This window comes from Paenibacillus sp. J22P90 (assembly GCF_059692195.1).
The window spans coordinates 125,835-143,876 of sequence record NZ_JCAUAY010000008.1; the positions used below are offsets into that span (position 1 = coordinate 125,835).

Sequence of the window (18,042 nt, forward strand, 5' to 3'; positions counted from 1 at the left end):
AAATGAAGGGAGGAAGTAATCCGCTATGAGCCGCATTTTGTTGATTGAAGATGAAGAACGAATCGCACGTGTACTGCAGCTGGAGCTTGAGCATGAAGGCTATGAGGTGCTCATATGTGAGGATGGACGGACAGGACTTCAAGCTGCGTTAAGTGAAGAGGGCTGGGATCTCGTCCTCCTTGACGTTATGCTCCCCGAACTCAACGGTCTGGAAGTCCTCAGACGCATCAGGCAGGTGAACGCCTCCCTGCCTGTTATTCTGCTAACCGCACGGGATGCCATCCCGGATCGCGTCAGCGGACTGGATCAAGGCGCTAACGATTATGTGACGAAGCCTTTTGCAACCGTCGAGCTGCTAGCTCGCATTCGCAGTCTTCTCCGGCAGAAGAGCCTGCAAGAGCAAATTCCTGAACAAGATCATTTGCTCAAAATCGATGAGCTCACCATGGACTTGAAGAGCCGCGCTGTCACGCGCGAGGGCATTGCCATCGAGCTGACGCCCACGGAGTTTGATTTGCTGCGCTTCTTGATTCAACACCAGGACGAGGTCATGTCGCGGGAACAAATCATCACAGACGTGTGGGGCTATGATTTTATCGGGGATACCAATGTCGTCGATGTGTATATCCGCTACTTACGTCAAAAAGTGGACAAGCCCTTCACCACCAAGCTGATTCAGACGATTCGAGGCATTGGCTACTTAATTAAGACACCATCAGACGGCAGCTCTCAGCCTACAGATGACCAGGAGTCCTTATGAGTCTAAGACTAAAAATTACGCTATGGGTATCCGTCGGCTTGATGGTCATTCTGTTTTTTAGCTTTACCTTCGTGTACTACATGTTCATTCGTGTCACTACGAAAGGCGAAATTGACCTTTTGAAGGAAAAAGCCAGCGCTTTGCTGATGAAGGATTTGCCCAATCATCCGGAATATTGGAAGGACAATATGCAGATGGATGAGCTGCTGATTCCGCAAGAAATGCTGCGCTATATTACACCTGACTCGAAGGTCGCTCATCAGATCTATTCAGATACGACTCTTGCTAGTTATCCTGCCAGCTATGCAACCAAGCCGTCAGAAGCCTTAATAACGGATGCCGATGGCATCATCCTCTTCGTTCGGACACCTGTATATAAAGATGGTAAGCAGGTTGCGCTCTTGGAAATAGGCCGAAACCTGCGAAGGCTGGGCATTTACTCTGAAATGTTGATCTCGATTCTTGTTTTGACTTCCATTGGTGCGCTCATATTGGCCCTAATCGGGGGTTATTTTTATACCAATGTCTTATTTCGACCGCTTCAGCAGCTCATCGCAACGATGCAAAACATTGAGAACAGCGGATCATTCCGCCACATTACACTGCCTGACAAGAAAGCCAATGACGAACTGAAGATGCTGGGCACCACCTTTAATCGCATGATTGACAGACTGCAGGAGATGTTTCGTAAACAGGAGCAATTCCTCGCCGATGCCTCCCATGAGCTTAGAACACCGCTTACGATTATTGAAAGCTATGCCAGCCTGCTGCGGAGATGGGCCTCCAGCAACGATCAATTGCGGGAAGAAGCATTAGAAGCCATAGTGTCGGAGTCCGCTCAGCTCAAGCTGCTCACGCAAAATCTACTGTCACTCACGAATACCCGCCACAACTGTGAGCAAAATACGGACTTCGACCTTATTCCACTCGTAGAGCAAACCGCCGCGTCACTCCGCGTCACTTCCTCACGAGAGATTCGCGTTCAATCCGAGCTGGATATGAAAGAGCTGCCGATGACAGGGGATCCCTATCAGATCAGGCAATTGCTTATTATTTTAATAGACAACGCCTTAAAATATAGTCAAAAGATCGTTGATATTCGCATCAGCTTGCATGATAAACGAGTGATTCTTAAAGTCATGGATCAAGGCATTGGCATCGCGGAAGAGGATCTCCCTCATGTCTTTGACCGCTTCTATCGTTCCGATAAAGCTAGGAATCGCAAGCTCGGCGGAGCAGGTCTTGGACTCGCAATCGCCCAACATATCGTGCAAAAACATCAAGGAACAATAGAGCTTCAAAGCAGTCTAGGCCTAGGCTCCACAGCCATTGTAACGCTTCCACAATCCTGTCAATAAGAACATTCTAAGGGGATTCTCATCATTCTCTCAGAATTGAGCTTTCCCCTTGATATAGCACGAAGTACAAGGTTGCATGGTAAATAATAGGGTGATTTTCATCTGCTATACTGAGTCTCAGGTGGACAACCACATCGCAAAACTTCGAGTACGAAGAAGAGTCAACGCGAAAACTCATCGAAAACTCTAAGGAGGCAAAACCCTATGAAAAACCCACAACAAACTTGGTACAAAAAATTAGTCGTGACGGCATTGTCCGTATCTATAGGATTATCAGTATTTGCAGCTGGTGCACCAGGTAAAGCGGAAGCGGCTACATCTTCAGAAGTAACCAATGCTACAGCGCTTACAGCTTCAGCAACGTCAACATCCCGAGGCAGTCAGGTCATTTCCATTGGTAAAAGATATTTAGGCACACCGTACAAGTTCGGTGCGAAGTCTGGTCAAACACGTAACTTTGACTGCTCCTCTTTCACGCAATATGTATATAAAAAAGTAGGCGTTAACTTGCCGCGTACATCCCAACAGCAAGCTAAAGTAGGTAAGTACGTATCCCGCAGCAACCTGCGTGTTGGTGATTTGGTGTTCTTCTCGATCCCTGGTAAGCCGGGGGTCATTCACCACGTAGGGATTTATGCAGGTAATAATAAAATCCTTCAAACCTACGGCGCGGGCGGTGTGCGCGTTACCGATCTTTACAGCGGAACGTGGTCTTCCCGTTATATGACGGCACGTCGCGTGTTGTAGTAGACAGTAAATGAAGCTGGGAGTCTGATTAGATGGAATTTTTCCATCTAGTTGGGCTCTTTTTGCGTTGGAGCAGTCCGCTCGCATCTAGTATCCAGCTCTCGCCTCTCGCCTCTGCAATCAAGATCAAGATCAAGACCAAACCAGCACCAGCACCCTCTCCCAGCTAACGGACACAGTCGTCACTATTCGGGTGAAAATTATGCTATATGGGGTTATTTCGCCAAAATAGCTGTTATAGTGTCCATTAGCTCCTGAAAGGAGCTAATTTAACCGAATTAACTGCCATTGTGTCCGTTCGAACATCACCCCATCCCCCACTCTTTGGGCACTATCCCCTTGGCTCAGGATATGAACCAGCTCTCGCTGACCTGAGTGAAAGGGATAGTGGCGATAGGGCGGGCTGCAAGCATACAACCATTCACCAAAGAACCCCCTTAGCTATTAGCCAGAGGGGGTTCCGTTCCTTGCCGACGCGGTTACTAGTACCGAATGTACGCCTCATGATAGTTCTCCTTCAAACCGCGCTTACGTACCTTGATCTCCAATAGTCGCTGCTTGTAAGTAACATTGGCTGTTCGCGGCAGCACCAGCGTAGGGACTTTTACGAGTCGAGGCTTGCCGTTAGCAAAGCCTGTTAACTTGATTTGATTCGATTTTACAAACACTTGAAGCGCCCGCGGGTCTTCTTCTTTGCTGATTTTCACCTTGATAATGACGTGTTCATGCGTCTCAAATATTTCTGTTCCGATGGTTCCAGAGGATGAAATACTGGCATCCAGACCTGGCATCGCTTTTTTCAGCATGTCCTGTACATATCCTTCAGCCCACGTCATATTATCTAGAAAGGTCTGCCCTTTTTCGGCGAACGGCAGCTTTTGTCCAAGAAACTTTTCAACCTGTTCCCACTTCAGCCAAGGATGGCGATTAAATCCGCTCAAGCCTATCACCTCATTTTGCTAACAGTATATGTGCCTACAGCCCGATGTGACACCCTTCCGAAAATACAGAGCACCTCTAGGCGGATACCTCATATACTGTAGGTGTGATAACGCAAGGGGGATCGGATTATGCCAGCTATCGTCGGGAATGTGAAAATTATAAGTGTCGGTTCCAGCTCTGTCGTTCATTTTGGCGATTCCTTTATTATTTCACCCACTAGCTCCTCCAAGACTTTTGCCGGAGCCGGTTCATTTAACACTGGGGATTTCCCTCGTGTCTATAATACTTACAGTACGACGGTCACCAATGATTCTGACTTCATTGATGCGAATGCGAGCGGTAATATCCTCTGACAATCGTCAGCCTAGAGCGAGGTGTTCCACGGACAATGAACTGGACCATCCATCAAACCATTATGATTCAACAATTAAAAGTGAACTCAGTCGCCAACTCCTCTGTCCTCCAGATTGGAACGGCGGGATCGATTCGCTCGTTGTCTAATTTGTACAATACTGGCGGCTTCGTTGAGCCTGCTCCTGAACTTGGAACGAGTGAGGTCAATCCTGTAGCGCTAGTTCCATTGCCGCCAGCAACCTAATTTCAGGAGAGACATATTCACGCGGTTCAAGATTAGCCAGGCTTAGGAAGATGTCCTTAAGGAGGTGCTTTCCCACATGAATAACCCGATTACATGGCAGCAATGGGCCCAGCAGATCACCGCCTGTATTGAGATGCAGAAGCAGCGCATTGATAAGCTAGAACAAACTGTAAGCAAGCTGCAAACGGAACTGAAGGCTTTAAAAGAAGAGAAGCGAATTCACATCGATAAAATTGAATATAATTTCGACCAGCTGAAGGTTGAAAAGCTAGACGGTACACTTACGATCGGCATCAGCCCTAGCGCGCTGGATCAGATTGAGGATTTGAGCGTGAATGGGAACTCCTTGAACAAGGAGGGCAATGGCCCAGGCATGGGAGCCATGGATATGAATCCTTTTTATCAAGGCGGGCAATATCAAGGGACGGTGCCCAATGCAGGGATCGGCGCAGGCCAAATACCGGGGCGCGGAACACCTGGCACACAAGGGAAAGACATTCAATCGGAGGTTGCTAGCGGCATTGAACAGTATTTGCAGTTCGGGGTACAGGCCGATATCAACAACCTTGAACATAAATATCAGCATCCACTCGACGATGATTACAAGGATTTGATCATAGATGATATTCGCAAGCAGTTGGATACACGTATTCAGCATTATGTGAACCAATATCGCAGCGTAGGGTTTAAAGAACCGTTGGAGGCTGTCACCACTAACATTATGGACAAAACGAAAAATGACATCCTTACCGCAATTGAGACTTACATATCCAGCTTACCGAAATAAACAGGAAAGAGGGCCAAGCGATGTTTAATTTGAATGTACACAATAAACAAATCTGTGTAGGCGACGTCCGCATTGTCGGGGTTGCGAGTGCTTCGATTTTCCTCATAGGCGATACGGAAGTCATCTCCCTGTCTTCGATGTTTGATACGCCGCCTGAGTCTGTTATTATTGCGCCATTTGTTCCACTCCCTTCGGAGGAATAGGCTATGGTGCGCTTATCTATTGTGGGCAATATTTATATGAATTCTTTAGGTTCATCCAGCACCGTACATGTGGGGGATAATGTGTATACAGCCCTGCAGAACAGGGTTTTTGCTGTTCAACGCGAAGTGCCGATCTATTATGGAAACGAGGGCAGCTTTGCGGCTTATCCCTTCTACCAACGACCTTTTCCAATCCCTCAGCCCCCCGAGCCATTCACAATGTGTGTGGATAACTTAGGGAGCTATATCACCGTTCGAAACGTCCGCATTCTTGGGGTCGCGGCCTCTTCCCTCTTTCAGATTGGCAGTAACCGCGTCAGCAGATCCGAAACACGCATCAAAAATATTCGCCAATTCGTAACCGATAAACCCGGACCCAAGGAACAAACAACATTCGTCTATACAGGGACAGATGATACGATTGGCAACATTCCTAAGCCGCCATCATCGTCATCAGTAGCAGAAAATAAGCCGCCGCGCATTGTGTTCGTCACCCAACAGTATCAATCTACACCTGCTGCGCCATGACAAAGTGCCCGTCCCCTCAAAGGGGCGGGCTCTTCATGCTGCTCACTTCGTGAGCAGCGGCTGCGCGCGGCTCAGCAGCGCTGCCATCTCGGCGCGCGTCAAGGACGCGCGCGGGCGGAACGTGCCGCCCTCGAAGCCGTCGACAAGCCCCCTGCTGCTCATAGCAGCAATGGCCTCTGCCGACCAGCTATCCGCTGGCACGTCCGTGAACTTCTTCGCCACGCCGCCGCTAGCCGGCATGGTCAGCTTTAAGGCGCGGGAGAGCAGCACACTCATCTGCTCCCGCGTCATGCTCTGATCGGGCGCGAAGCGATCATTGCTGATGCCCTGCATCAGCTCATGCTGCTGCGCGATCCCGATATACGGCGACGCCCAGTGGGTCGCCGGCACATCAGTGAACGTGGCGCTACCTGTCGCCACTCCCTCTAAGCCAAGCGCGCGCACCATAATCGTCGCCGCTTCTGCCCTTGTGAGCGCCGCGTCAGGCGCGAACGCATCGGCGGCTGTGCCGACCATCCAGCCGCGATTCGCGACGTTCAGGACGTCGGCCTGCGCCCAGTGCTTTTGCATATCCGAGAAGTAAAAACCGTCCGCCCACAGCTGATAATAGCTCCACGTATCGTCTGCCTCTTGATTCAAGCTCCAGCTCCCGGTGCCTTTCAATTGATATTTCCCGACGAGCTTAAGCTTAGCTTTCATCGATTGTTCATTATCGAACCAAACCGTGTATGTGCCCGCGGTTAAATCCTTCACTCTAGCCTTCACATCGGATGCTTGAATCGTAAATGTCGCAACAGGCGACTGACTAGCTTTGTCATAACGGATCGTTCCGCTGTACTGATCTACAAGCTTTTGAACGCTTCGCGCAGGAATCCCCGCCCCGTTGGATGCGGGATCTTGATTCCAATAACGGCCATACAGTGGCAAGCCGAGTACAATTTTGTTCGCTGGCGCTTGGGTTAGCGCATACTGAATGGATTTCTCGACAAAGGGTAAGCTAGCAACAGGACCCGGCGAAGGATCGCCAGGATAGCTCTCATCGTAGGTCATCACCATCAAGTAATCACTATAAGCAGCCAATGCTTTATAGTCATACAGTCCGATCCACCCCGTCGTAACGCCTGTTGGATTCGCAGCTACAGCGACGGAAACCTCCTTCGTACTCGGGATCTGTTCGCGCAGCTTTTTAACAAAATCCGTGTATTTGTCGCGGTACGCAGCACCTACATTTTCGATATCCAATTGTACGCCATCTAGATCATTCTCTTTGATAACAGCGGCAAGCTCCTTGGCTAGCTTTTCACGCCCATCAATTGCTTTTTCGCCTACTGTTTGATCGAAATCATTGCTTAGGAAAGGGACAACCTTTTTCCCCTGCTTATGCATCTCCGTGATGAAAGAAGCTTGCAGATCCGTTACTTCTAGGCTCCCGTCTTCCTTTAAATGAAAATAACTCGGCGCCACCATATCTAAGGTCTCACCGCTTTTATTAACTTGCGAGATATACGTGCTAGGTCCTCCAGAGAACAAATACGACATATTAAATTTCCCCTGAGCCGCGGTAGCCCCGGCAAGCACCTCACTCTTGTGCATAAACGTTACCTGACCCAACGCCCCTACCATGATTAGGGCAACGACAAGCTTACGCCTTCCACTGCTTAATTTCATCTTGTCTCCCCCTATTCATTCAGTTCAATTCCTTCTATCATCCTAGAAATCTATCAAAATCGCTACGAGTAAATACTGGGCAAACGCAAAAAAACGTTACAACAGAGCGATGAAACGCTTGTGCAACGGTTTATTTTGTCATGCATATTCATCACCCTGTGGTTACAGCAGATAACTCCTGTGTATAAAATTGATAGTGATTGCGGCCCTTTCCCTTCACTTGGTACAGGGCGATATCGACTTCCTTCATCATCTGCGTGACATCCGTTAGATCATTCCGATACATCGTAATCCCCATGCTAACTGTTGAGCGAAACACGTGCCCCTGAACGTCCCATGCCTTCTCAACACTCGCTAAGATGCGCTGAGCGATGCTTTCAACATGCTTCTGACAGTCCACAGCTGGCAATAAAATCGTAAACTCATCCCCTCCCATGCGGGCGAATATATCAATTTCTCGTAAACAACCTTGGATCCGGTCAACAAAATCCTGCAAAAACGCATCCCCGATATCGTGTCCCATCGTATCATTAATGATTTTGAAATCATCAATATCGACATACAGCAGAGCAAATGCACGATCTGTTCGTATCGCCTGCTGCAGCAGATGATGCAACTGCTCTTTAAACAGTCGGCGATTCGGCAAGCCCGTCAATGGATCGTGAAAAGCCATCGCAATGAGGCGGCTCTCCTGATTTTTGCGCTGTGTACAGTCCGTTAGTCCGAAAGCCATCTCGATGAGTTCACCCGTTTCATCACGAAGCGGAATTGCCGTACACTCCATCCATATGTGGACCTCATTTGTTCCTCTCACTCGGAACTCTAATTTAGAGCTAGATTTCATTTTTAAGGTATGCATGAACAATCTATACACATCTACTCGAAACTCCGAGTCAACAGCCTCCATGATTTGATCTACATGATAAGGTACGTATCCGAACAACTCTTGAAACCGTTCCGAAGCGTAGACTAGATTACCTTCTATATCCAGCTGGCAATATAAATCCCAAGATTGCTCGATAATTTGACGTGCGAGCGACATCTTCGGCACCTTTGATCGTTTGATAAAGTTAGCTTCTATTCCATCCTGCATATTCTCTGCCACCTCCTCTTATGCTTTACATAGAGACTTTGGTAGCTTAGCACGACAACATAAAAATCATATAAAATCATGCTTAATTTTCCATCAACGAATCGTCGAAAATTAGCGATTGCTGTCGCATATTCTGATATACGAGCCTACCTTGTCATACTTTATGCCTATTTAGCATCATATACACTTGCAAAACCGCTATTTATCAATAAAAGGATAGAAATTACTAGGAGAATCGTTCTATAATGTAGGTAATATTGGTATTGGATTAAGTTGGAAGTTGGAAGTAGAAACACCCTTCTTACTTTAGAAGTTGTTTCATTACTGAGGGGGATTCAAGCATGGCCGGAGAAACAATTTTAGTCGTTGATGACGAGCAAGAAATTGTCCAATTAATTCAGCTCTACTTAGTCCGTGAAGGCTACAACGTAATCAGTGCAAATAACGGACATGATGTGTTCGACATCGTGAGGGAGCATAGACCTGATCTTATTATTCTGGATATTTTGCTGCCAGGACTTGATGGTATAGAGGTATGTCGACAGCTTCGCAAAACGAGCCATACACCTATCCTGTTCATTTCGTGTAAAAGCGAGGATATTGACATCATTCTTGGTCTTAGCATGGGTGGCGATGATTATATGACGAAGCCGTTCAGCCCAAGCCAACTCGTGGCCCGGGTTAAAGCCCTGCTTCGCCGCAACTCCATTCGTGAGCAGCATCAGGATGATCCGCAATTGGTCAAATTCCCCGGGTTAGAAATCGATCTAGTCAGCCACATCGTACGAGCGAATGGACGAACGATCTCCCTTTCTGCCAAGGAATTTGATTTATTGTCGCTTATGGCCAAAACGCCGAATCGAGTTTATAAAATCGAGCATCTCTTCGAGCTCATCTGGAGCTTGGACAGCATGGGCGACCCGCGTACCCTTATTGTACACATCAGCAATTTACGCAAAAAAATTGAGCTTAATCCCGCTGAACCTCGCTACATTATTACGGTAAGAGGCGTTGGGTATAAATTTAACGGATCCGCCGTTTAATTTAGCGATGCAGCCAATCCGTTATAAGTTGCTGTAACGGTACCGCTGCTGCGGCAATGACCAGTGCTGGCAGCATGTTGGCGACGTTGATTTTTTTGATTTGCAAAATATTGATGCCTACGCCAATGACCAAGACGCCGCCTACAGCGGTGATCTGAACAATCATCGCATCCAGCGACGCTTGGCTGAACGCCATGGCGATCACTGTAGCTAACAGTGCGATCGTTCCTTGCATTACAAAAACAGATACCGCAGAAAAAACAACGCCAAGCCCCAAGGTCGATGCGAAGATGATGGATAAAAACCCATCTAGCAGCGACTTGGTGTATAAAATATCGTGATTATGCCGCAATCCTCCATCTAATGGACCCAAAATCGCCATGGCACCGATGCAATAGATGAGTGTGCAGGTGACGAAGCCTTCCGAGATGCTCGTCGGCGCCGCGGGATACGACGATGTCGATGGCTTGCTCATTTTGTGCTGAAGCCAGTCGCCAAGCTTCGTCAAATTGGCTTCGATCCGCATCAACTCACCAAGAATGCCGCCAACGACAAGACTCATGATGACGATCACGATTTGATCTGATTTTAGTGCCATCGTAATACCCAACACAGTTATTGCGAGCCCTAGGCCCTGCATGACTGTGTTTTTCATACCTTCTGAAATGCGGGGCAGCAGCATGCCAAGTAATCCTCCGATAATAATGGCAACTGCATTCACGATCGTCCCCCATAAAGCCATACCTTTCATTCCCCTCTGTCTAGAAACTATGATGACCTTCTCATTCTACATGATTCTCCTCATAATTTCCTGCCACGTTGGAAATGGTAAGGAGTAGCAACAGGAAAGGAGGCATGGTGAATGTCAAAGGACAAATCAATGGATCCCATGACAGGCGATACGGTTGAAACCGACGGTATTTATGCCAATGAGGCTGGGCAAGAGGTCACGCTTAAGCGAGGTGATCAATTTCCGGCCGACCTTGTACTAGGACGCAGCACGTATGAGCTGCAAGGCTTTGCCGAGGAAGCGGAGATTGATCACGATCAGTCGGAGCTTAACCCTATGCGCAAGCGCGTCGATGCAAGAACCTAAGTTTGACCGAGCATGTTTCTCTAGCTGATGCACATACAAACAGAGCCGAGTGGCCTTAGTGGCTGCTCGGTTTTTTGCTCTGGTGAGAGGCTCTGACTGGTCCAGCATAACCATTTATTTCATCTATGTTATACTAAGGGGAAGATCACGGTTAATTACGCCCTGGGGGATATAGATATGACACGCATTATGATTATTACAGGCGGCACACTAGGAGATTGGGCGCTAAGCGAAATTCGGGCAGACGATATTCTTGTCGGCTCCGATCGCGGGGCACTATTTCTCATTCAAAATGGCTTTGTTCCCGATATTTCGATGGGGGATTTCGATTCGGTTACAACCGAGGAGCTTGCCCTGATTCGAGCATCGAGTAAGGCTTTTATAGATTGTGATCCCATCTACAAAGATTTGACGGATACGGAGATGGCTTTTAATTGGGCGCTGGAGCAAAAGCCAAACCAAATCCTGCTCGTCGGCGCGTTAGGCACGCGGTTCGACCATTCGCTTGCGAATGTGCATTTGCTCCGCAAAGGCATGGCGCAAGGGATTCCGTGTGCAATCATGGATGCCAACAATCTCATGATGGTGATTGATCAATCTACGCGCGTGCGTAGGGGGCCGTACACACATATATCGCTGCTCCCGCTTAGCTTAGAGGTCACGGGGATTACGCTGCATGGCTTTCAATACTCCCTGCACCAAGCAACGCTTGAAATCGGGATGTCGCTCGGCATCAGCAATGTTCTCTTGGATCCAGAGGGACTTATCGAGCTTTCAGCGGGCTTGTTGCTTGTAATTCAAAGCAAGGACTAGGGAGAGAAAAGATGCGGCTCTCCCCCTTTCTGGCGGGCTGTATGAAAGGGGTTAGAGATCGATGTGCCGTATGATTTACTCGACAAAAATTACATAAAAATTTGGAAATTCGACACTCTCTTCTACGCCAAATGGCGGCTAACTCTGTTACAATATAGAGTAGGTTCGACATTTATTGAGATATTGAGGTCGTTTACGCATGCCCCCAGTTCAAGAAAACCTTGCAAACAATCTTCTTCCTACCAAACTACCTTCTGTTATTACACATTTTGCATCTCAACACGTCCTGACGACTCGTGAAGCCGAAATTATTAGCCTTATCGCTTTGCGCGGGTACAGCAACAAAGAAATCGCAGATTATTGCTTTATCAGTGAGAAGACTGTGAAAGTGCACATCGAGAAAATCATGGATAAAGTCGGCACGCGGTCAATGCGCAAGCTCCTGTCTGCTATCATTAGCACCGACGCTTACCCTTCATACTGAGCAACAAGAAAGGCCAGCTGCTTAGCAGTTGGCCTTTTTTGTTTGCCGCTAGATGCTGCTTCCGCCGGGGCGGCCTCTCTTGCGCACATTATTTGTGCGCTAGCATGCTCCCTCCGCCGGGGACGCCCCTCTTGCGCACATTTTTTGTACGCTAGCATTTGTAAGTTTGAACGCCTACCCTACATCGCAGCAGCGAGCTTTTGCACAAATTGCTCCAGATAGCGCTGGTCGACTTCGTCAAATCGACTGAGGCTCGGGCTGTCGATATCCAGCACGCCGATAAGCTCGCCTCCCGCAACAATCGGGATCACGATCTCCGACTGCGAAGCGGCATCGCAAGCGATATGTCCTGGGAATGCGTGGACATCGGGAACAAGCACGGTTTCCCTGCGCTCAGCGGACGTCCCGCAAACCCCTTTGCCGAACGGAATACGCACGCATGCCGGCAATCCTTGAAAAGGTCCCAGTACGAGCTCCTTCCGCTCCAATCGTTCGTCCACCAAGTAGAAACCTACCCAGTTCACGTTCTCCAGAAACTGCCCCAGCAAGGCAGCCGCGTTCGCCAGATTCGCAATGCGGTTCGGTTCATCATGTATCAAAGCTTCAACTTGCCCAATCAGCAAGGAATATTGTTCTTCTCTCGTACCACTATAGTTCAATTTCGTAAACATCTGTCATCATCCTCTTCTGCCTAGTCTACTTTTCATCATACCAAATGAAATGGCTTCCCGCCAAAGGATGCACCACCGCTCTCCATCGGCTGAGAAATGCAAAAGTGCAACTTTTCTCTGTCAAATACACGATTTCAGCTAAATTAATGCGAAAAGGCATCAATTTCTGTGTTTTCAGCACTTTTTAGACATTGCCGACCAAAAAAGATGCCTTTTTACAATTATTTGCAGAGTTGAATTGAATACTCAAATAAAGGATGCTCTTTTGCATCTTTGCCACCTGCACTTGGGGTGCACCTAGCCAGCACCGGGCGTGCACCCCTTCATCATGCAAAAAAAGACAGCCAGCTCACTCCGCCGACTGTCCATGACCACTCTTATTTTTGCCCGTAATAAGCGTTTGCTCCGTGTTTTCTTAAGAAATGACGATCCAGCAAGGTTTGATCCATAGGCTGAATCGATGGGTTCAGGTTGTACGTACGATACGCGATCTTCGCAACCTCTTCCAACACCACCGCGTTATGCACCGCATTGTGCGCGTCCTTGCCCCAGCTAAATGGCGCATGACAGTTCACTAGCACGCTCGGCACCATGGCTGGATCCAGCTCGCGGAACGTCTCGATGATGACATTGCCTGTCTCCAATTCGTAAGCGCCTTGAATTTCAGCCTCAGTCATGTGACGCGTGCACGGCACTTCGCCGTAGAAGTAATCCGCATGCGTGGTCCCGAGTGCCGGGATCGCTCGACCTGCCTGCGCCCAGCTGGTAGCCCAAGGCGAATGCGTATGCACGATGCCGCCGATGGTTGGGAACGCGCGATACAACGCCAGATGCGTTGGCGTGTCGGAGGATGGCTTCATTTTGCCTTCCACAATGTTCCCCTGCAGATCAACGACGACGAGGTCTTCTGCTTTCAAATCCTCATACGGAACGCCGCTTGGCTTAATGACCACGAGCCCTTGCTCCCGATCGATGCCGCTAACATTGCCCCATGTAAAGGTAACCAGCCGATATTTGGGCAGATCCAAATTTGCTTCCAAAACTTGCTGTCTCAATCGATCTAGCATCTGAGCTCAACACCTTCCGATAAAATGTACGAATGATACCTTCATTATACACTTGTACGTACATGTTAGCTAGACGTTTTACAATTGACCTAAATACAAATCAACTTGTATGTACAGCTTCCACACACACGATTAAGAATGAATAATGGAGAACACAATTGTCTTCCCATCTGCTTCCAACCGTGTTTCCACCGAGTAGCTGCCGATTTGTGTTGTTGTGGTTTCAAGAACACCTTTCGCTGTTGCCCGCGCGCATGCATCCGTAAATTGACGATAGAAAATGTCCGCATCATACCCGAACAAGAAATCCGTGAACTTGCGGATACTTTCCGTATTCCGAGCGAGCACCCCGTCCTCAAGTCGCACCGTTACGCCATAAGTTGCAAATTGGGGATCTAACCAGAGCGAAGCTTCGTTGCTATTACGCGCTTCCACCGTCGCCCCGTTCAAAGCTTGCGCTTTGGCTTCTGCATTCCGGAATAGACGCAATGTCGTCTCTTCCAAATCGTAATTCGTTCCGCGCAGCTTGCCTGCCCCTTCCATCACTTCATACGCTTGCAGCATCCGCTCATCTGGGAAAACGAGCTTCTTGTAGCTGCCATCCTTTGTAGGCACGATTTTAATAAAAGCATCATTATCGGCCTTCACGCTCACGCGCTTGGATTTCGTCTGTAGACGGGTAATGATTTGCAGCGCTTCGGCACGAGTCACATATTGACCTACCCCGAAGTAGCCGTTCGGATACCCTTCCATAATCCCTTTCGTCATCGACTCCCCGATGAATTTCTGCTGTCTGCTCGTTGCGCTCTGCAGATCGCCGAAATGGGCTGCCGCCCCAAGACTATAAGTTTCATCCTCTAAGTACTCGGTTTCCTTCAACAAATAGTACAAAATCTCCGCAACATCTTCCCGCTTCAAAGAAGCTTTATAATCCGTGAATTGGCCTTTGCTAATAAAATGCAGATCACTCGCTAGATCCAGATAAGGTTTAGCCCAGTAACCGACTGTGTTCGGCTTAAACGTGAAATCGCGATAATCTTGCTGTAAAATATTTTGATTACTCGCACTCAGCGTCTGCAAGAAGCTTGTTTTCCACTTCCGTTCACCATTCGGGAACTTATCCGTGAAGGCAAGCAGTACAATTTTCACAAATTGATCTGCCGTGACAGTCTCATCAGGTCTGAAGGTGCCATCTGGAAATCCATCCAGCAAGCCCTGCTGTACCATTTGAACGATCGTCTGCTCCGCCCAATGTCCGCCAATATCCTTGAACCCCGCTGCTTCACTTCTACCTTGCAAGCTACCTATCGTTAATAGGCAACCGATTGTCGTTATCGTCAGCCATTTCGTCCATCGTTTCATCGCCATTTTCTCCGCTTCTGTCCAAGATTTCGGCACCAACTTCCACCATTCTCTAGGATAAGCTTTCGACTAGCCTTTGAGAACATGCTTAAAAGCCCATTCATCAGGGCAATGTAAGCCCACCCTTACTGGGACTATAGCCATATGAAATGCCAAAAAGACCCTGCCCTCTACTAGGTAGAAAGCAAGATCTACGATATCGTGCTATACTTACATCTTCCTTTTCGCACCTGTTACCGCTTTGGCAGAGTTGTAATACCGCATCCAATCGACAATATACATCATTTTGGATAGGTAATCTGGTGCACTTCCTTGTAAATGACTGTACTGCTCTTCTTGCAACAGCTGGTGCAGCTCGTATCCCTTCGTATAAAGGGTCTTCATAAATGCTTCTTCCGTCTGGGGCTTGTAGAGATCCGTCCCTCGGGAAAGCTCAATTTCTTCAATAATGGTGCCTCGATAGTAAGGGTAAACATTGACCTGCTGGCCCATATCTATGTAAGCTAAACCTGTATATTCAAAAGGAAGCCAAATTAAATTCGTCTTCTTGTCTTCTAGCTTCACGGTGTACACTAAACCTAAGTTCAGGGCAATCGGCTGCGGATAGTTGCTAATTTGTCCGGATCGAATATGATCTGCTATATGCTCAACGAAATTCATGCTGTTCTTCCTCTCCGAAGGATCTAGTCCTTCCTTCATATTGCGTGCCAACGCGCTTCATTGTCAAGCTAGTCCGCATCCGTTACTCTACTATTTCTCTTTGCTAGGCCCAATTTCCTGCCAATGACGAGCTTCCTTATTAGGAATACTTCATTCGGGTATAGCATGAACAGTTGGATGAATGAATACGCTCTGATGAGGCTTAAACGGCAGACGGCTTACGAATAGTGTGAGGAAACTTTTTATTTCGGGAAGATGAACTTTTCATGACTTCCTGCGTCTATATAGAAGAGGTGAGAGAATTGGAAACGACCGGTGTCCATGTATTTGACTATTTGAAGTACATCGCAGAAACAACAGATCAGAAGGTTATCCTTCGTAACTTGATGGAAACCTACGGGAATGATGTGTGGAATTATGCATTCAGCATTTGTCGCAATAAAGATGCCGCCGACGATATTGCACAGGATGCTTTCTTAAAAGTATATCGCAATCTAACAACTTTCCGTGGCGAAGCTGCGGTCAAAACCTGGTTGCTTACCATAACCCGCAACACCGCTTATGATTATTTGCGCAAAGCATTTTGGCGCAAGGTGACCCTAGTCGGCTTCGTCCAATCAGGGGGAACCTCCCAATCCGCAGAAACAGAAGCTGTTGAAAATTTATATGCGAGTGAAATTTGGCAAAAGGTCATGTCTTTATCCGCAAAATATAGAGAAATTTTAATTCTTCACGCGCATTATCAGATGACCACCAAGGAAATGGCAGCTATTCTAGGTATCTCGGAAGGCACAGTTAAATCCAGGCTTCACCACGCCAGACTCAAGGTTCTTGGTCTGAAGGAGCGTGAGGCACTTGAAAACCCCTGAACCGGATGACCTCAAGCAGCAAATGGAAGATGGGCCCCTTCAGCAGAAGGGGTTTACCTCCAAGCTTCAGCGTGATATCGAGGAAACGATTCGACACAAGGAGCGAAACAAGTCCAAGGCCAAACCTATTCTCTGCGTTGCTGGTTTGGGCACGGTCTTGGCTGTTGTTTTGCTTTTCCCATGGCACACCTTGCATACGCAAAGTGAGGCGGCTGCACTTGAAGGGAAGTTGATGTCAGCGGAGGTAACGGTATCTACGCCCCCTCCTGCACCCATCAATACAGCGCTGCTCATTGGTCTAAGAACGGAGCATGAGCCTGCCGTTAATAGCGCCTCTGGACGCGCTCTGTCCCCACTTCGCTACAGCACCTATCGGACGATGCTCATCGCACCCGTTCGAGGGCAATTGGAGAAAACCTCCGAAGGAACAGGCATTCTGATGCCGTATAAGCAAAATTTTTGGAAAATCGACTCACTAGCGCATGTAACGAACAAGGGTGAATCTCATTATTTATCTGCTCATTTGGCAGATCAGCCGGTCAAACCTGAACGCATCTTATATCCAGAGGATCAGGAGTTCAATCGCGTAGAAACGCTGTTGTTTGCAGGCAACCAGTATCTCTCCATTGCTGAGTCCGAGGAAGCTTGGAATGGGAATGCGCCGTATCATGCCGATCGCATCTGGGTGCGTACGCTCCCTCAGTTAAAGGAAGCGCGCACCATGCAATTCTACAAAAAGCCAGTGGACAAGAACCATGTGTCCCTTATGGATGTCTTTGGCACACCCCTGAACAATGAGCTTGCCTCGATATCCAAATTCGGAGACAACGCTCTTGGCGAGGTTTCTGGGCAAAGCTGGACGGTAAAGCGTGAGCCAGGCCGATGGGTTGGCAAAGTTGCCGAAACACCGAAGGCTGGCTCTTCACGCCCTGATTATTACGTGCTGCGCGATTTCCCGCGTGAGCTGCCGGATAAAGTCGTCAATCATGATGATATCTGCTGTTCCTGGAGCAATATTAAATCTTCGTGGCCGCAAGCCACGGATGCGCTAACTTCGCCGTTAGACGATATGCTCGTGATCTTTGAGGGGGATAAGCTCAAATTTTACTCCTACGGGCAGGCGCCAGGCAGTATTCCTCAGCTTACCTTAGATCTACAGCCTGGCGAGCAGCTCGTCATGGCGCAATGGGCCACCGACCACTATGTCCAGGAGTGGATCGACAAGGTCGGTCGTTATTTGTCGCCTGAAGAGTATGCCAAGGCTCGTTAACGTTAAAACCCGCTAAGTCTACA

At 48.2% G+C, this 18,042-nt stretch carries 22 protein-coding genes; 14 read left to right on the forward strand and 8 right to left on the reverse strand.

Annotated elements, in window-relative coordinates:
• Window positions 1–25 precede the first annotated feature (25 nt).
• The 3 genes from AC58UX_RS24290 (at window position 26) to AC58UX_RS24300 (ending at window position 2,865) form a co-directional block, all read left to right on the forward strand.
• On the forward strand, window positions 26–760 hold the full coding sequence (locus tag AC58UX_RS24290) for a response regulator transcription factor (RefSeq protein WP_497257510.1): 735 nt from the start codon (window positions 26–28) through the stop codon (window positions 758–760).
• The gene (locus tag AC58UX_RS24295) at window positions 757–2,118 is read left to right on the forward strand and encodes a sensor histidine kinase (protein ID WP_497257512.1); all 1,362 of its coding nucleotides are present in this window, start codon (window positions 757–759) and stop codon (window positions 2,116–2,118) included. The genes AC58UX_RS24290 and AC58UX_RS24295 overlap by 4 nt, the downstream gene beginning before the upstream one ends.
• A 204-nt stretch (window positions 2,119–2,322) precedes the next feature.
• Window positions 2,323–2,865, forward strand: coding sequence for a C40 family peptidase (locus tag AC58UX_RS24300; RefSeq protein ID WP_497257514.1), 543 nt, complete (start codon window positions 2,323–2,325; stop codon window positions 2,863–2,865).
• A 482-nt stretch (window positions 2,866–3,347) separates the two neighbouring features.
• Here AC58UX_RS24300 and AC58UX_RS24305 read toward each other — a convergent pair whose 3' ends face one another.
• Window positions 3,348–3,806, reverse strand: a complete 459-nt coding sequence (locus AC58UX_RS24305; protein ID WP_497257516.1) for a hypothetical protein — start codon at window positions 3,804–3,806, stop codon at window positions 3,348–3,350.
• A gap of 129 nt (window positions 3,807–3,935) precedes the next feature.
• Here AC58UX_RS24305 and AC58UX_RS24310 point away from each other — a divergent pair, with 129 nt between their 5' ends.
• The 5 genes from AC58UX_RS24310 (at window position 3,936) to AC58UX_RS24330 (ending at window position 5,923) form a co-directional block, all read left to right on the forward strand.
• Entirely contained in the window at window positions 3,936–4,160 is a 225-nt protein-coding gene (locus tag AC58UX_RS24310) for a spore germination protein (RefSeq protein WP_056610720.1), read from the forward strand.
• A 35-nt stretch (window positions 4,161–4,195) separates the two neighbouring features.
• Window positions 4,196–4,405 carry a spore germination protein GerPB gene (locus AC58UX_RS24315; RefSeq protein WP_310501772.1) on the forward strand — a complete coding sequence of 70 codons (210 nt, stop codon included), beginning with the start codon at window positions 4,196–4,198 and terminating at the stop codon, window positions 4,403–4,405.
• 76 nt (window positions 4,406–4,481) lie between these two features.
• Window positions 4,482–5,192, forward strand: coding sequence for a spore germination protein GerPC (gene gerPC / locus AC58UX_RS24320; protein ID WP_497257518.1), 711 nt, complete (start codon window positions 4,482–4,484; stop codon window positions 5,190–5,192).
• 20 nt (window positions 5,193–5,212) lie between these two features.
• Entirely contained in the window at window positions 5,213–5,395 is a 183-nt protein-coding gene (locus AC58UX_RS24325) for a spore germination protein GerPD (RefSeq protein ID WP_497257519.1), read from the forward strand.
• Window positions 5,396–5,398: 3 nt separating this feature from the next.
• Window positions 5,399–5,923: a spore germination protein GerPE gene (locus tag AC58UX_RS24330; protein WP_497257521.1), complete on the forward strand. Its 525-nt coding sequence runs from the start codon at window positions 5,399–5,401 to the stop codon at window positions 5,921–5,923.
• A gap of 42 nt (window positions 5,924–5,965) precedes the next feature.
• Here the strand turns inward: AC58UX_RS24330 and AC58UX_RS24335 are convergent, their stop codons facing one another.
• Window positions 5,966–7,591: an S-layer homology domain-containing protein gene (locus AC58UX_RS24335; RefSeq protein ID WP_497257523.1), complete on the reverse strand. Its 1,626-nt coding sequence runs from the start codon at window positions 7,589–7,591 to the stop codon at window positions 5,966–5,968.
• 151 nt (window positions 7,592–7,742) lie between these two features.
• Window positions 7,743–8,684 (reverse strand): diguanylate cyclase domain-containing protein, encoded by a 942-nt coding sequence (locus AC58UX_RS24340; protein ID WP_497257525.1) that lies wholly within the window; start codon window positions 8,682–8,684, stop codon window positions 7,743–7,745.
• Window positions 8,685–9,025: 341 nt separating this feature from the next.
• Here AC58UX_RS24340 and AC58UX_RS24345 point away from each other — a divergent pair, with 341 nt between their 5' ends.
• The gene (locus AC58UX_RS24345; protein ID WP_497257527.1) at window positions 9,026–9,727 is read left to right on the forward strand and encodes a response regulator; all 702 of its coding nucleotides are present in this window, start codon (window positions 9,026–9,028) and stop codon (window positions 9,725–9,727) included.
• 1 nt (window position 9,728) lies between these two features.
• Here AC58UX_RS24345 and AC58UX_RS24350 read toward each other — a convergent pair whose 3' ends face one another.
• Window positions 9,729–10,469 carry a DUF554 domain-containing protein gene (locus AC58UX_RS24350; protein WP_497257529.1) on the reverse strand — a complete coding sequence of 247 codons (741 nt, stop codon included), beginning with the start codon at window positions 10,467–10,469 and terminating at the stop codon, window positions 9,729–9,731.
• Window positions 10,470–10,589: 120 nt separating this feature from the next.
• Between AC58UX_RS24350 and AC58UX_RS24355 the strand changes: the two genes are divergently transcribed.
• The 3 genes from AC58UX_RS24355 (at window position 10,590) to AC58UX_RS24365 (ending at window position 12,120) form a co-directional block, all read left to right on the forward strand.
• Complete coding sequence (locus AC58UX_RS24355) at window positions 10,590–10,823, forward strand: hypothetical protein (protein WP_497257531.1); 234 nt, start codon at window positions 10,590–10,592, stop codon at window positions 10,821–10,823.
• Between the two features lie 177 nt (window positions 10,824–11,000).
• Window positions 11,001–11,636 (forward strand): thiamine diphosphokinase, encoded by a 636-nt coding sequence (locus AC58UX_RS24360; RefSeq protein WP_497257533.1) that lies wholly within the window; start codon window positions 11,001–11,003, stop codon window positions 11,634–11,636.
• A 199-nt stretch (window positions 11,637–11,835) separates the two neighbouring features.
• Entirely contained in the window at window positions 11,836–12,120 is a 285-nt protein-coding gene (locus AC58UX_RS24365; protein ID WP_497257535.1) for a helix-turn-helix domain-containing protein, read from the forward strand.
• A 179-nt stretch (window positions 12,121–12,299) separates the two neighbouring features.
• Here the strand turns inward: AC58UX_RS24365 and AC58UX_RS24370 are convergent, their stop codons facing one another.
• From AC58UX_RS24370 to AC58UX_RS24385, 4 genes are all read right to left on the reverse strand, one after another.
• Window positions 12,300–12,791 (reverse strand): GAF domain-containing protein, encoded by a 492-nt coding sequence (locus AC58UX_RS24370; protein WP_497257537.1) that lies wholly within the window; start codon window positions 12,789–12,791, stop codon window positions 12,300–12,302.
• Window positions 12,792–13,168: 377 nt separating this feature from the next.
• On the reverse strand, window positions 13,169–13,858 hold the full coding sequence (gene araD / locus AC58UX_RS24375; RefSeq protein WP_497257539.1) for an L-ribulose-5-phosphate 4-epimerase: 690 nt from the start codon (window positions 13,856–13,858) through the stop codon (window positions 13,169–13,171).
• A gap of 132 nt (window positions 13,859–13,990) precedes the next feature.
• A complete protein-coding gene (locus AC58UX_RS24380) occupies window positions 13,991–15,256 on the reverse strand; it encodes an S-layer homology domain-containing protein (RefSeq protein ID WP_497257541.1) in 1,266 nt (421 codons plus the stop codon).
• A 174-nt stretch (window positions 15,257–15,430) separates the two neighbouring features.
• Complete coding sequence (locus AC58UX_RS24385; RefSeq protein ID WP_497257543.1) at window positions 15,431–15,880, reverse strand: hypothetical protein; 450 nt, start codon at window positions 15,878–15,880, stop codon at window positions 15,431–15,433.
• Window positions 15,881–16,182: 302 nt separating this feature from the next.
• Between AC58UX_RS24385 and AC58UX_RS24390 the strand changes: the two genes are divergently transcribed.
• Both AC58UX_RS24390 and AC58UX_RS24395 read left to right on the forward strand, forming a co-directional pair.
• Window positions 16,183–16,749, forward strand: coding sequence for an RNA polymerase sigma factor (locus tag AC58UX_RS24390; protein ID WP_497257545.1), 567 nt, complete (start codon window positions 16,183–16,185; stop codon window positions 16,747–16,749).
• Window positions 16,736–18,019, forward strand: a complete 1,284-nt coding sequence (locus AC58UX_RS24395; protein ID WP_497257547.1) for a hypothetical protein — start codon at window positions 16,736–16,738, stop codon at window positions 18,017–18,019. Before AC58UX_RS24390 ends, AC58UX_RS24395 begins: the two co-directional genes overlap by 14 nt.
• Window positions 18,020–18,042: the final 23 nt, after the last annotated feature.